The sequence below is a fragment of the Muriicola jejuensis genome, assembly GCF_010671595.1.
Lineage (GTDB): Bacteria > Bacteroidota > Bacteroidia > Flavobacteriales > Flavobacteriaceae > Muriicola > Muriicola jejuensis.
In genome coordinates this window covers 888,538-902,775 of record NZ_JAABOP010000001.1, presented here as the reverse complement: position 1 = coordinate 902,775, position 14,238 = coordinate 888,538, and the positions used below count along the sequence as shown (strand labels likewise).

General features: G+C 48.7%; 11 protein-coding genes. 3 read left to right on the top strand and 8 right to left on the bottom strand.

The features are described from left to right. Positions 1-6: 6 nt before the first annotated feature. Complete coding sequence (locus tag GWK09_RS04075; RefSeq protein WP_163691723.1) at positions 7-1,302, bottom strand: serine hydrolase domain-containing protein; 1,296 nt, start codon at positions 1,300-1,302, stop codon at positions 7-9. Positions 1,303-1,319: 17 nt separating this feature from the next. After that, entirely contained in the window at positions 1,320-2,867 is a 1,548-nt protein-coding gene (locus GWK09_RS04070; protein WP_163691722.1) for a M20/M25/M40 family metallo-hydrolase, read from the bottom strand. Positions 2,868-3,091: 224 nt separating this feature from the next. On the opposite strand from GWK09_RS04070, the gene GWK09_RS04065 reads away from it, so the two are divergent. Both GWK09_RS04065 and GWK09_RS04060 read left to right on the top strand, forming a co-directional pair. After that, positions 3,092-3,427: a single-stranded DNA-binding protein gene (locus GWK09_RS04065; RefSeq protein WP_163691721.1), complete on the top strand. Its 336-nt coding sequence runs from the start codon at positions 3,092-3,094 to the stop codon at positions 3,425-3,427. 124 nt (positions 3,428-3,551) lie between these two features. After that, a complete protein-coding gene (locus tag GWK09_RS04060; protein ID WP_163691720.1) occupies positions 3,552-3,977 on the top strand; it encodes a hypothetical protein in 426 nt (141 codons plus the stop codon). Positions 3,978-4,239: 262 nt separating this feature from the next. Here the strand turns inward: GWK09_RS04060 and GWK09_RS04055 are convergent, their stop codons facing one another. The 6 genes from GWK09_RS04055 to GWK09_RS04030 form a co-directional block, all read right to left on the bottom strand. Further along, the gene (locus GWK09_RS04055; RefSeq protein WP_163691719.1) at positions 4,240-4,758 is read right to left on the bottom strand and encodes a ferritin; all 519 of its coding nucleotides are present in this window, start codon (positions 4,756-4,758) and stop codon (positions 4,240-4,242) included. Between the two features lie 90 nt (positions 4,759-4,848). Further along, positions 4,849-5,751 carry a histone deacetylase family protein gene (locus GWK09_RS04050; protein ID WP_163691718.1) on the bottom strand — a complete coding sequence of 301 codons (903 nt, stop codon included), beginning with the start codon at positions 5,749-5,751 and terminating at the stop codon, positions 4,849-4,851. A 3-nt stretch (positions 5,752-5,754) separates the two neighbouring features. Beyond that, positions 5,755-8,127 carry a hypothetical protein gene (locus GWK09_RS04045; protein ID WP_163691717.1) on the bottom strand — a complete coding sequence of 791 codons (2,373 nt, stop codon included), beginning with the start codon at positions 8,125-8,127 and terminating at the stop codon, positions 5,755-5,757. 87 nt (positions 8,128-8,214) lie between these two features. Next, positions 8,215-10,293, bottom strand: a complete 2,079-nt coding sequence (gene metG, locus GWK09_RS04040; protein WP_163691716.1) for a methionine--tRNA ligase — start codon at positions 10,291-10,293, stop codon at positions 8,215-8,217. A gap of 145 nt (positions 10,294-10,438) precedes the next feature. Further along, positions 10,439-12,133 (bottom strand): DUF1501 domain-containing protein, encoded by a 1,695-nt coding sequence (locus tag GWK09_RS04035; protein ID WP_163691715.1) that lies wholly within the window; start codon positions 12,131-12,133, stop codon positions 10,439-10,441. Between the two features lie 10 nt (positions 12,134-12,143). Beyond that, a complete protein-coding gene (locus tag GWK09_RS04030) occupies positions 12,144-13,652 on the bottom strand; it encodes a DUF1800 domain-containing protein (RefSeq protein ID WP_163691714.1) in 1,509 nt (502 codons plus the stop codon). A gap of 192 nt (positions 13,653-13,844) precedes the next feature. Here GWK09_RS04030 and GWK09_RS04025 point away from each other — a divergent pair, with 192 nt between their 5' ends. Next, on the top strand, positions 13,845-14,204 hold the full coding sequence (locus GWK09_RS04025) for a YraN family protein (protein ID WP_163691713.1): 360 nt from the start codon (positions 13,845-13,847) through the stop codon (positions 14,202-14,204). Positions 14,205-14,238: the final 34 nt, after the last annotated feature.

Here is a 14,238-nt window from a genome sequence, read left to right as displayed (position 1 = left end):
TATGGATTATTCTTCTATAGATGCAAAGGTCATCTGGCGGAATTTCCAACCGGTATCGTCTTTTGGGAGACCCTGGGTCTGTTTCATCAGGACGCCGATCACTTTTTCTTCGGGATCCGCAAAGTACTGGGTGTTGAAATAACCACCCCAGTCGAACGTACCTGCAGTGCCAGTCCCTCCCAGGGCCTCTCCTTTGGGAGTGACGACACCGAAGGCCAGGCCGTAGTAATATCCGCTGTCGCCCAGGGGTATGCCCATTTGATCCCCCATGATGCTCCTGATGGTGGTGGGACTCAGGATCCGCACCCCGTTATACCTGCCGCCGTTCAGATACATCTGCAGGAATATGGCGTAGTCCCTGGCCGTGCTACAGAGCCCGGCACCTCCTGAGAAAAACCGTTTTGCCCCTTTGATCGGATAGTCTGTGTCGTAAAAGGTAACAGGGTATTTTTCCCATCCATTTTCAACAGGTCGCTGCACGGTAACCAGCCTTTCGGCCTTGTCGATATCGAGATAGAATCCGGTATCATCCATGCCGAGAGGCTCAAAAAGGCGGGTCTGCAGGAATTCGTCAAAGGGCATTCCGGAAACGATCTCAATAAAATACCCTAGAACATCCAGTCCTTCACTATAGGTGAAAGACGCCCCTGGGTCATGGTGGAGCGGTAGAGCCGCCAATTTCTTGATATTGTCCCCAATGGGGATATCCTCTGTGGTATAGAGGTCTACGATCCCTGCTTTTGCATAGATCTTTCGTATGCGTTCATCTCCGTCTATGACCCCATAGCCGATCCCGGAGGTATGGGTGAGCAGATGCCTGATACTGATCTCCTTTTCTGCCGGCCGGGAGGTATAGGTGCTGTCTGCCTCGTTGAAGGACTCCAGGACCTGTGGGTTCTTGAACTCGGGGATATAATCGGAGATGGGATCATCCAGTCGGAATCTTCCTTCCTCCCATAGGATCATAACGGCCGTAGAAGTGATCGCTTTTGATTGGGATGCGATACGGAAGATGGCATCCCTGGTCATCTCTCTTTGGGAGGCGTAATCGGCGTAACCAAAAGGTTCATGTAACACGATGCCACCTTTTCTTACGATCAGAGCAACCGCCCCCGGGATCTCCCCTTTGTCTACCGATGCCTGGAGCATGGCTTCTATCTTGTCCAGACGCTCCCGGGACATTCCCACGGAGGAAGGCGACTTCTTGGAAAGGGCCTCTCCGGATGGTCCCTGGGGTGGTGAATTGCGGCAGCCTGAGGAGAAGGCCAGGAAGAGTATCAGAAAGGCTTTGACGGGTTTCATATCAGATTTGTTGCAGTTTAGTCGACTCCGCCTTCCCTGTTGGGGGACCTCGGAGTGGGCCACTCTCTTTTCTCCCCTGTTCTGGGGTCTGTAGAAAGAACCGCCTTTTCCCTGGAGGTCTTTTCGGGGTCTTCACTGGCCATATAGGCCAGGATGGCAGTGAGGATCACGTTGTTTCTCACATCGTCGAAGACGATCTTATCATAGGTATCCAGGTTTGTGTGCCAGGTGTAATTCCAATAGCTCCAGCTGAGTGAACTCAAGGAAAAGGCCGGTGCCCCTGCTGCTACGAAGGAAGCGTAATCCGAACCTCCCCTTCCGGGACTACCGGGAAAGGTGGTCTCTATATGGCGGGTGATACTCTCGGGTACGGCTTCCATCCACCTTCCCAGGTATTCGTAGGCGTGGAGGAATCCCTGACCTGAGAGGTTTACCACCCGGCCCGTACCGTTGTCCTGGTTGAAAAGGGCTTGAAGACCTTCCACCACTTCGGGACGGTCTTCCACGAAAGCACTTGAGCCGTTCAGGCCCTGTTCTTCGCTGCCCCACAATCCCACGATTATGGTGCGTTTAGGGTTGGGATACAATTTTTTCAGGATCCTAGCGGTCTCCATCATGGTGATGGTTCCTGTACCATTATCCGTAGCGCCAGTCCCCCCGTCCCAGGAATCAAAATGGGCAGAGAGTACGATATACTCATCCGGAAACTCAGTTCCGGGGATGGTGGCTATAGTATTGAAGGTAGGCACCCTTCCCAGTTCTTTGGATTCGGCAACGATCCTGATCAGGGGGTCACTTCCATTCTCCACAAGTCGATAAAGCATGCCGTAATCTTCCAGGGAGAGGTCAACCACAGGTATTTTTTTAGTATTTGCACTGAAGATCTTGTTCGCCCCGAAAGCGGATGACCAGCGGGATTGGACGATCCCTGAAGCGCCGGCTTTCTCCAGAGCCTCGTTAATGGTCCTGCTGTTGTACCCGGTATTCCTGATCTTCTGGTTCCAGGCATCTTCCATGGCATCCCGATCGGCTTTCATCTTCTCAAAGGATTCAGGTGTGGCAAATTCTTCCCAGTTGTAATCAGGGCGTCCTGTGGGTTGGGGCATGGAAACGAGCACAAACTTTCCTTTAACGGACGACACCCACTTCGCGAAGGCAAGGGAGTCTGTCAGAGTTGGTATGGTGATGAGATGGGCAGTAATCCCTTTGGAGGATGTCCCGGGGCTCCAGGCGAGTTGACGCCCGCTTAATGAAACTACCCTTGGGGACAGCATATCTATGTGAGTGATCCCTCTTTCCCATCCTCTCCAGGTTCCCCAGGCCTCGTTTTTGGCAGAAATCCCCCATTCGGCAAAAGTGGAGACCGCCCAGTCGTGAGCGTTCTTCATCTGAGGGGTCCCGACCAATCTGGGTCCGACCACATCCATGAGTTCATGGGCGAGTTTTGGAAGGTGTGAATTTTCTGTGGCTTCCTTCTCGAAGGCAGCGGCCATTTCGGCAGGGGTTTGTGCCTGTATGAACAGGATACCGGAGATGAGAAACAAAAGGAAATAGATCTTTTTCATAGGAGAAATGAGGTTTAATTAGAATCCCCAATATAAAAATAATAATCATGTGTGCCTTCAGTTCGACCGGCGTATTACCCGATCGAGGAAGGAAACCGTTTACAATCACTTACAAACGAAAATAAATAATTAACAACCAGCTCATTATCTGAGAAGGACATAGGTTTGCAGGGTCGGGATAAGAACCGAACGCATTAACTGTTTAACCGTAAAATGAAGTAATGATGAATGCAATCCGAAACAAAGTGCAGTTGATTGGAAACCTCGGGCAGGATCCTGAGGTAGTAAACCTCGACAGCGGGAACAAAGTAGCCAAGTTCTCGATCGCCACCAATGAGACCTATAAAAACTCGAAGGTGGAAAAGATCACTGAGACACAGTGGCATAATGTAGTGGTCTGGGGAAAACTGGCCGATGTGGTGGAGAAATTCCTGTTGAAAGGCAGTGAGGTAGCCGTTGAAGGTAAACTGATCCACAGGACGTATGAGACCAAGGAAGGAGAGAAGCGGTACGTCTCTGAGATCAAGTGCAACGAACTGCTGATGCTCGGGAAACAGTGATCTGTCACATGGTCGATAAAGGGGGTATTTTGCCCCCTTTTCTTTTTAAGTTCATGGAATATGACTAATTTTTATATCCTCTTTTCGGGGAATTTTTTTCATTGACGACCACGAGGTTTGGCTTATGAAAACCATTAAATTCATCGCGATTTTCTCTCTCACCCTTTTTTCCTTTTGGGGATATACCCAATGGGAAGATAATGGGATGGATCTCGGTGGATTCTATGAACAAATGGCCCTGAGTGATGCTCATATGGAGGAAACAATGAGGTTCACTTCCCAGGAGGATGAGGCCGACTACTGGAAGGATCAACTCAATTTTGAAAAAAAGTTGAAGGAAAAGGAGTATTCAGCTTATAAGATCTATATTTTCTACAAGAGAAGGGCCTACCAGTCACATCAAGCTGAATGCGATATCACCGTAAATCACGGAAAGGGATACAATCGTCAGGCCCTCTTTTACTCTGCCCAGGGAATTCCCGGAGAAAACGGCCCGGGTGATGTCTCTGTGGATCCAAAACCAAATTCCTTAGCGTCGAAGCAGAATTAACTCTGTTTACAGGTCAGGCAACTTTTTGAAGAAGGTCAAAACAGGGACAGCGTTTACAACGCTTGGTTTCACACTTTTTGAATTTCTTGCAACACTTCGATTTGCAATTTTCATAGGAAAGAGCGCGCAATGTGGCCTTTTGGGCCTTGACTTCCCGTTTTAATCTCTTTTTTATTTCCTTTTTCTTCTTGCCCATTCGGCCAAAGTGAATGAGTCAAAAATAATTATTTTTATTTAGAATCAATAAAAATAACCTGTTAAATTATTGGGTGGTATCTGAAGCTGCACTATCTGCGGTGATCTGCTGTACGTCCCGGTCAAAGAGGTAGAGTCCGCCCTTGTCATTACCAATAAGGTTGATCTTGTCCAGGATATTTCTGGCCAGGGCCTCTTCCTCGATTTGTTCTGCTACATACCACTGCAGAAAATTGTGGGTAGCATAGTCCCTCTCGTCCAGGGATACCTGAACGAGTTCATTGATGCTTTTGGATACAAAAATCTCGTGTTCGTAGAGTTCCTGGAACATTTTCTGAAAGCTGCCAAAATCCTTTTTAGGGGCTTTTAGATCCGTGATATGAGCATGACCTCCCCTTTCATTCACGTATTTGATCAGCTTGAGCATGTGCATCCTTTCTTCATCTGAATGGCGATACATAAAGAGGGAAATTCCTTCCAGACCTTTTACTTCGGCCCATGAGGCCATTGCCAGGTAAACCTGAGACGATTCGGCCTCAACGCGGATCTGTTCGTTGAGTGCCTTTTCCATTTTATTACTGAGCATAGATCGTATTTTCCATAAAAATAAAGAATCTCTGCCAATGCATTCATGATAAACATCAGTTGAATGAAAAGAATAGCCCGATCCCGAGATTTAGAAATAAAGTTCCCGGGCGAGGCGAAAGGTATTGGCATGGGCTTCCACAATAATCCTGATCTCTTTTGAATATCCTCCTCCCATGCTGCACTGCACGGGTATTCCCAGATCCCTGCAGGTACGCAGTACATAGGCATCCCTCTCTTTGCACCCCTGGGGGGTTAATGCCAGGGTGCCCAGTTTATCGGTAGACAGGACGTCCACACCACAGAGGTAAAAGATAAAGTCGGGTTGTACCTCCTCCATCAACCCGGGAAAAATCTCCTTGAGAATCCCCAGATACTCCTCGTCAGAAGTGCCTTTTTTTAAGGCTATGTCCAGGTCTGAATCCTCCTTTTTAAAGGGATAATTAGAATTGCCATGCATGGAAAAAGTAAATACCGACGGATCATTCTGGAAGATCTGGGCAGTGCCGTTGCCCTGGTGAACGTCGAGGTCTGCGATCAGGATCTTTTTCGCCTTCCCTTCCCTTTGCAGATACCTAGCCCCGATAGCCTGGTCGTTGAGCAGGCAAAAGGCCTCTCCACGATCGGTATAGGCGTGGTGGGTCCCTCCGGCTATATTCATGGCAATGCCGAATTCAAGGGCAAAGTCGCACCCCTTGATAGTCCCATCGGCAATGATGCGTTCGCGTTCCACGAGTTGCCCGCTCAGAGGGAAACCGATCTTGCGGACCGCTTTCTGAGGGATCCTCAAATTGACCAGGTCATGATAGTAATCGGCATCGTGGACAGAGAGGATGTACTGGTCATCAGGGATATCGGGTTCAAAGAAATTTTCCGGAGTGCAGGTGCCCTCGTATATCAGTTGCTGTGGGAGAAGTTCATATTTGACCATAGGGAACCTGTGGCCTTCAGGAAGGGGATGTTTGTAAATGGGATGGTATGCGATCTTCAGCAAGGGCTACTGTACCTTAATTTCAACTACATCCGAAACAAATTCGCTGTCATTTACAATCCCTTCAACATAGAATTTCACCTTTGGCAACCCATAATTCAGAAAACTAAACTGTCCCTTCCCTTTTGTGTCAAGGACCACATTAGGATGCCAGTCTATTGCCCCAAAGTTGTTAAAAAATTCTCCGAAATAATCATTGTACATGGGGTTATAAAAGCGTTTGTCAGAAGAAAAGGTCATGGGAATGTCGTAATTGACCAGGCTTTCACCACTTACCCTTGCTCTCCTGATCTTAGAAGGATCTGTGAAAATCTTGATGACACCACCCCCATCCGCTCTCAAACCTTCTCCGATACCCGAACGGTTGATCTCTATGTAATCTATTATCTCCATTGAAAAACGATACAATACGCTGAAATCTGTTAGAAGAACTCCGTCCAAAAAAATGGTCGGGGTAGCCTTGGGTATACCATTGCTAAAACTACCAGGATTTCTAGCAAGTATGGTAAATCGTCCGTTAGTTTCGTCAACGATGTATCCTCTTCCACTGAGGTAGGTACTCAACCACCAGTAGCGGCGATAGTCATTCTCTTCAAAAAAATCCACCCTGCCTACTGTTTTGTTTCTAATTTTCTCTATTCGATTCTTTTTGCTCTGTTCCAGAAGCAGGACCTCGTCCAGCTTTTGCACCTCATAAAAACCTTCGAAGGGCCTGACTTCCTCTGCACCTTTCAGGATTTGGGTCTCTCGATATCCCAACGGGGTCACCTCATTCAATCCCAGGGGAGGTATGGAGGACGGTTTGAATTGCACAAAGACCTTGGGCTGGAACCACATCCCATTCTTGTCGATGGCAGCCAGGACGAGTTTTTCGCCATCTACCGGAAAGAAGTCGTCCCTCGAAAAGAATTTTTGTTCCTCTCCCACGGTTACGAACTCTGAGTCGTTATATCTTGTGGGAGACACAAAGAAATCGTCCGTCGTTTTTTGATTAAATGTGACTTTGTAATACAGTCCTTTTTCGAAGTCGAACAGATATTTGGGCGGCTTGTTACGGATGGTATTCCACTGATAGCTGCTCCAGCCCTGGGTGATGAGCAGATTATCCAGCTCGTATTCCTTCCTGGGAGTAGGCTCCTTGAAGTAATAAGCTGCATTTTCCACCGGACCACGCAGGTAAGGAGAAAGGAGCGTGTAAGACGGCAGATTGTGATGCGCCTTACTGGCCGATGTATTTGCGGGCAGGACAGACACACTCACGCTATTCCAGTACTTGGGGTCCAACGCGTCCACTGAAAAGGAAACACGTATGGAGTCGGCTGCGAATTCCAGTTCGGGAGGGGTAATTTTGTGGATTGAAATACCCTGGTGATTGAAATAAAGCCTTTCGAGAATGGGCGTGCCGGAACTGTCAAAAAGGGTAAACACATTGATGCCAGGATACAAATCCGCCTTGGGAAAAACCTTTACTACCCTCGACTCTTCCCTGAATGAGATGTCTATCGCCTTAATACTATCTCCGTTGTGGATACTCAGCATAAACTCCTGGTTTTTTTGCCAGTTGTTTCTGAATTTAGCATTGAGGATGATCCCGAGTTGGTCCCTAAGATCCTTCAGCGTACAGGTTACCCCTTGTCGTTCGATATACCCAACGGGGACCCGGAAATCCTTGTTCGCGACCCTGAACTCGGCAAAGTAGTCCGTGCCGGGTTCGGGTATCAGAGAGAATCTCCCGATCCCGAAGGCATTGAGCTTAAAATTAGTGACTACATCGCCTTCAGTATTGACGACCTCTCCTTCCAAAAAAGGATATCCAAGTCCCTTTTCATCTTTGATGACCACGCCAAAATTAGCATTGATACCCACCAGTGCATGGCCACTTTCGGGAAGGACCTGGGCGTCTACAACCAGTTCTTTCTCTACAGGAGTGATCTCTTCGGTCTTGTCAGGATCGATCACGGTAAGGACCTGCTCAAAGTAATTCGGCTCCGAAAAGTTACGCATCCAGTTCGTATACGACTTAAAGTAGTACTGTCCTGAAGTAAACGTACTATCCAGATTGATCAGACCACTCCCTACACCGTTTTCTATCCTGATCAGCTGCTCTTTTACCGTCTGATTAAGGCTGTCCTGCACCACACAATACAGATTCTTTGTTTCCAGGGAGCGTTTTTTAGTGTCCTTATCCACTACATAGGCTTTATATCCAATTGCTTCCCCTTTGATAAATACGGATTTGTTGAGGTGCACGAATACTACCTCCCTCGGAAGTTCGGAATAAGCCTCAAAGGCCGGGATCACATCATCAAAGGACCCGGGGTTCTGGGCCCGGGAAAACAAAAGAGTGAAAAGAGCAAGGATACAGTAAAGAAATTTCATTCATTGTGGATTGCAGTTCCCTATAAAGAAAGGGGAATCCTACATAAAATAAAAGACCTGAAGGTGTTAAAGAACTATTAAATAAGTTCAGGAGATTAAGGCCCCATTAGGAACCTCAGATTGCTCAGGACTCAGAAAGGTCAGTTTACCTTCTGCATCCTCTGCCATGAGGATCATACCCTGACTTTCGACTCCTCGAAGAGGCCTAGGAGCCAGGTTTACCAGTACTGTTACTTTTTTCCCGATGATCTCTTCGGGGGAAAAGTGTTCAGCGATCCCTGAAACGATAGTCCTTTTGTCCAATCCCGTATCGACCTTCAGGATCATGAGTTTTTTGGTTTTCGCCATTTTTTCGGCCTCCAGGATGGTGCCTACCCTCATGTCCATTTTTGAAAAATCTTCGTAAGCGATCGTATCTTTTTGTGGCATAACGCTCTTGTTTTTTGAACTGTTTGATTCCCTGGTAGCTTGCAGTTTGTCCAATTGTGCTTTGATCTCCTCATCCTCGATTTTCCTGAACAAGAGTTCGGCCTCTCCCAGTTTATGCGCTTCGGGTAAGAGTACTTCACTGGCCGAGATACGATCCCAGTCCAGAGCATGACTCAGAGTGCCCAGGTTGAGCATCTTCTTCAATTTACCTGAAGAGAAAGGCAGGAAAGGTTCGCTAAGCACCGCCAGGGCCGCAGCGATCTGAAGGGCTGTATGCATGACAGTCCCAACCCTTTCCCTGTCTGTTTTGATCACTTTCCAGGGCTCCTGTTCTGCCAGGTACTTATTACCCAGGCGGGCGAGGTTCATGAGTTCCTGTCCGGCTTCCCTGAAGCGGTAGCGCTCGATGGATTGGGCTATAGTCCCGGGGAATTGACGAAGGGCCTCGAGGGTCTCCCTGTCCTCTTCCTTCAGAGTACCTGATGCAGGAACCACTCCGTCGAAGTACTTTTCAGTAAGCACGACCACCCGGTTGACAAAGTTCCCGAAGATGGCGACCAGCTCATTGTTGTTCCGTGCCTGGAAATCGGCCCAGGTGAAATCATTGTCCTTGGTCTCCGGGGCGTTGGCCGTAAGGGTATACCGCAGTACGTCCTGGGACCCGGGAAAATCTTCCAGGTACTCGTGCAGCCATACGGCCCAGTTCTTGGAAGTGGATAGCTTTTGTCCCTCCAGGTTGAGGAACTCATTGGCAGGGACGTTCTCCGGCAGGATAAAATCCCCATGGGCCTTGAGCATGCTCGGGAAGATGATACAGTGGAACACGATATTGTCCTTCCCGATAAAATGCACGAGTTTGGTATCCTTGTCCTGCCAGTAAGGTTTCCAGTCCTTTCCTTCCCGTTCTGCCCATTCCTTTGTGGAAGAGATGTATCCTATGGGCGCATCGAACCATACGTAGAGTACCTTCCCTTCGCCTCCTTTTACCGGAACAGGGATACCCCAGTCCAGGTCGCGGGTGACCGCTCTGGGTTTCAGACCGTCGTCAATCCAGGACTTGCACTGCCCGTATACATTGGGTTTCCAGTCATTCTTGTGATCTGAGAGGATCCATTTTTTGAGAAAATCCTCATACCGCTCCAGGGGCAGGAACCAGTGTTTGGTCTCCTTTAAACTGGGTTTGGCGCCGGAAAGGGTTGACTTTGGGTTGATCAGGTCGGTGGCATTGAGGGAAGACCCGCAATTTTCACACTGGTCGCCATAGGCCTCCTCATGGCCGCATTTAGGGCAGGTCCCGGTAACAAACCGGTCTGCGAGGAACTGCTGCTCCTGTTCGTCGTAAAGCTGAGCTGTGGTCTCCTCTATAAAATCTCCCTGTTCGTACATCCTGACAAAAAAATCACTGGCAGTTTTATGGTGGATGGAAGCCGAAGTACGGGAGTAATTGTCGAAAGTGATCCCAAAATCCTCGAAGGACCTTTTGATGATCCCGTGGTATTTATCGATAAGCTCTTTAGGAGAGATGCCTTCATTTTTTGCCTTCATCGGGATGGCGAACCCGTGTTCATCGCTTCCGCAGACGAAAACGACCTCCCTTCCTGTGAGCCTGAGAAAGCGGGCATAGATGTCTGCAGGCACGTAAACCCCCGCCAAATGGCCTATATGGATGGGACCATTGGTATAGGGCAGGGCCGCTGTGATTGTATATCGGGAAAATTCTTTCTGGTCTGTGGCCATCAAGTTCGAGGATTAAGGCACAAAAATAACCATTTTTTTATGCCCGCTTCCCGTCCGGAGAAAAAAGAAAGCCCTTGTATTCAGTGGTCCTATTTGTGTTTATGAACCTAAAATACAAGGGCTGCTATAGCGATGTAGGGATAGCTTATGCCACCATAACGGACTTTGACATTTTGCGGTCCTGTACCTGGATGCGATAAATGTATTTTCCGGTAGACAGGTGCATGGGCATTCTTTCTCTGATGTTGATCTCCACCGAGCCCTCGAACATCATCTCGTTGTAGATAGTACCCACATTCTGTCCCAGGATGTTGTAGAGCTGTATATCCACATGGGCGCTAAAAGGCATTTCCAGGTAGATATGCGGACTCTGATCTGTGGGGTAGAAGGGCTTATGTACAATGGCGTTCAACAGTTCTTCGCTCGGGTCCTCTGAATTCGGATCCATGGGCGTGGGCGGGGTAAAGGGTTCGTCACTGTAGGCGATGTCCGGGAATTCTACCCCACTGCAATTGAACCCGAGGTTAACCGGATTGTATGGGTGGTCCAGCAGGTGCTGTTCCACCAGTGGGATAGGCACACACATCCATTCTGCCAGGACCGTGGCGTACAGGTCCCTGAAATCCATGGTGTATTCCAGGTTCCCCCTGCCGTTAGGGTTTTCCAGGGAGGGGTGATCCCCTACAAAAGCGCTTCCATTCAGCCCCGATCCAAAGAAAAGGGTAGGAGCTGCCTTCCCGTGGTCAGTACCGTTAGAACCGTTTTCAAAGATCCTTCGTCCGAATTCCGAGAAGGTCATACTCAGCACCTTTTCATCCTGTTGGGTAAAGGTCAGGTCTTCGTAGAAATTGTTCACGGCTATAGAGAGGTTAGACATCAGTCGCTCGTGAGCCAGTGGCTGATTCCCGTGGGTGTCGAAACCTCCCATGGAGATCATGTACACCTTGGTACCGAGATTTCCTTTGATAAGGCGGGCCAATAAGGCCAGTTGCCTTGCGAACCCATTGTCCTGGTACTCAACCTGGTTTTGCCCCCTCATATAGGCCTCGTGGATCAAACCGGCGTATTCATAGGTTGTATTCGCAACTCCCCTGAGGAAGCGAAGCTGGTCACCGTACATACACTGGTTGAACAAGGCGGGATCCAGGCTGTACTGTACCCCGGTTTCCGCGATCTCCTCCAACTGATCGATGTTGGAGGTCACAAAGGCGTAGTTGGTCTCTTCGCCCTGGAAGACGAGGTTCCCGAATTGCCCGATCTGTATCGCAGCCGGTGAGGCTGGGGGGTTGATCAGGTAATCAGGGTAGATATTTTCAAAATAGCGACCCATCCATCCGGTATTAAGGCCGGAGAATCCGGTGGTGGTCAGGTCCGTATTGGCGTAAATGTCTGATCCTGTAAAGTGAGAAAGGCTCTGGTTCTCATACCCTACACCGTGTACTGCCTTGAACTGTCCTTCTCCCCACATGGATTCGAGGGCACTCATGTAGGAAGGGATACCAAAGTCGTCTGTGAGTTTAAGCACCTTGCTTTCCGGAATGTAGATATTGGGTCGGGCATTCGCATACACATCGTACTGTTGTATGGGTATCACCGTACTCAGACCGTCATTCCCTCCGGAGAGGCGGATGAGAATCAGGATATTGTCCGAATCGGCATTGGCTATGGCCGCTGTAAGGGGGGAGGGAGCAGAAGCGGTGAGCATATGGCTGCCCAGCATCATGGAACCCGAACCCGCTATTCCCAGGGCCTGCAGGAAGGACCGCCGACTCCAGAATTTGTGTTCCTCGTCGTGGCCATGGTTGTTCTTTATATTGATAGGGATATGATTATTACACATAACAGTAGGTTTATTTAAGTTGAAACTCGGGTTGTCTGGACAAATGCATCAGGAGTAAAAAGACCTGCTGGGGAACTTCAGGGCTTACGGAGAGCATCCAAAGGCCGAGGCCTCCTGGGATGTAGTCCGGGCCGTAATATTCTTCCGGAACATCATCGATCTTGAAGACATCCAGGGCATTTTGAAAATCCTGTTCGGTAAGCAAGCCAAGGGGGGTGAACTTGTTTACCAGTGCCCTCACCACGGTTTCGGGATTGCTGGTGTTGCTGTCAGCGGGCCCTACGGCATTCATGGCCAGGGTCCTGAACTGTTCCTGGTTGCCCTGGAAGAACAACTCGAGGAAGACCTCCAAGGTTAACCACCTGCCGATGATAAAGTTGGTATTGATCCACGTACGGTCTCTCTGCCAACCCGCAACATCCACGGGATCGAACAATTCCTGCCCGAGCATTCTGGTAGTATCTACTACATTGAGTATAGTATTGTCATTATATGCAAAGCTGGTTTCATTGATAAGGTTCAAATAGAGGTCGAACGGACTCTTAATGATGACCCCTATAGCCTCATCGTCAAAAAAGTGCTGGCTCCTGAAGAGTTGAGAAAGTACAGGGGCTATTTCGAAATTGTTGGCCACCATCGTCGCCGCCATCCCGCTGATAATGGTCTGCGCGTTGCCCGCATCATCGTCAGAATCGGGGTGAACGAAGTATTCATAGAGTTTGCCACAGATAAAGGTCGCAATCTCAGTGGGGCGTTGCTGAAAGAGGATGTCCATTACGTCATCGTAATTCCAGTTACCCGTCTGCCCCAGGATGGTCTTGGTTCCTGCATCGAAACTCGTGGGATCGAAAAGAGGTTGGGAGCATCCGACGTCTCCTCTTTCGGTGTAGCCGGACAAGGCCCTTGCAGTTTCAATGATATCCTGTTCTGTATATCCATTTCCTTCCCCAAGGGTGAAGAGCTCATATAATTCCCTTGCGTAGTTCTCATTGGGGTTGTTCCCGTTGTTATAGGCTCCATCGAGATAATAGAGCATGGCACTGGTGAGACCGATCTCGCTGACAAAGGTCTTAAAGTTCCCAATGGCATTTCGCTGCAGGCAATTGATATAATAATATAGGAATCCCGGACAGTTATAAACGTCCAGTTCTGTCACAAAGTGGTTGCTCCAGAAAAAGCTCAGCCGGTCGCGGAGGTTGTTGGTTAGCAATCCATTGGTATAGGCCACTGCCCATTCCTCGGTCTGGGCCCTTCTCAATTGACGGGCCAGATCATCGTCATCCGGGTAGTTGCTATTGTTCCAGTCTGCCCATGCCGGAGCGGCCAGGGGAGGCATGTTGATGGCCTCGTTGATAAGGGAGTCCACCAGGGTTCCCGCATTCTGGCCCACAGCCTGATCCACAGTCTGAACCGATGCACTAAATCCCAATCTTCTGTACAGGTGCGCCGCCCTGGTTTTATCCAGGGGAGTGGTGTAAGGCGCTAATGTAGAGGTGTTACAATTAACGAAAAATTCCATAGTTGTTTTTTAGGCTTTAAGAACGTTCATGTGTGTAGGGGCAAATTCTTAACGCTTAATACAATTCCTTAGTATGGAAAACACCAGAAATTCGATATCCGGATACCTAAAGTACAATCTCAGGCTCGAAATAACGGCCTTCTGCAGCCATTTTTCGATGAAATGCGCTATTTTGTTAATTTTCAAGGGAGTATGAGGCTGCAAAATGTATTGGGCAGGAAAGGGGAGGACCTTGCGGCGGGATGGCTTACCGAGAGGGGATATATCATCCTCAGGAGAAATTATCGTTTCGGAAAGGCTGAGATAGACCTCCTCGCCCAAAAAGGGGACATTCTTGCCGTGGTGGAAGTGAAGATGAGGCGTGCAGGGCATTTACAACCCCTGGACCTCTCGATCGGGCAGAAAAAGAGAAACCTTCTCATACAGGCAGCAGACCATTACGTACTTGAGAATTTACTGGATGTGGACGTGAGGTTCGACATCATCTATATCCTCCATTTTCAGGACCGATATACCCTGGAACACCTGCAGGCCGCTTTTTCTCCTTATTAGAAATCGTTTTATTTATAACATATTGTTATATTTG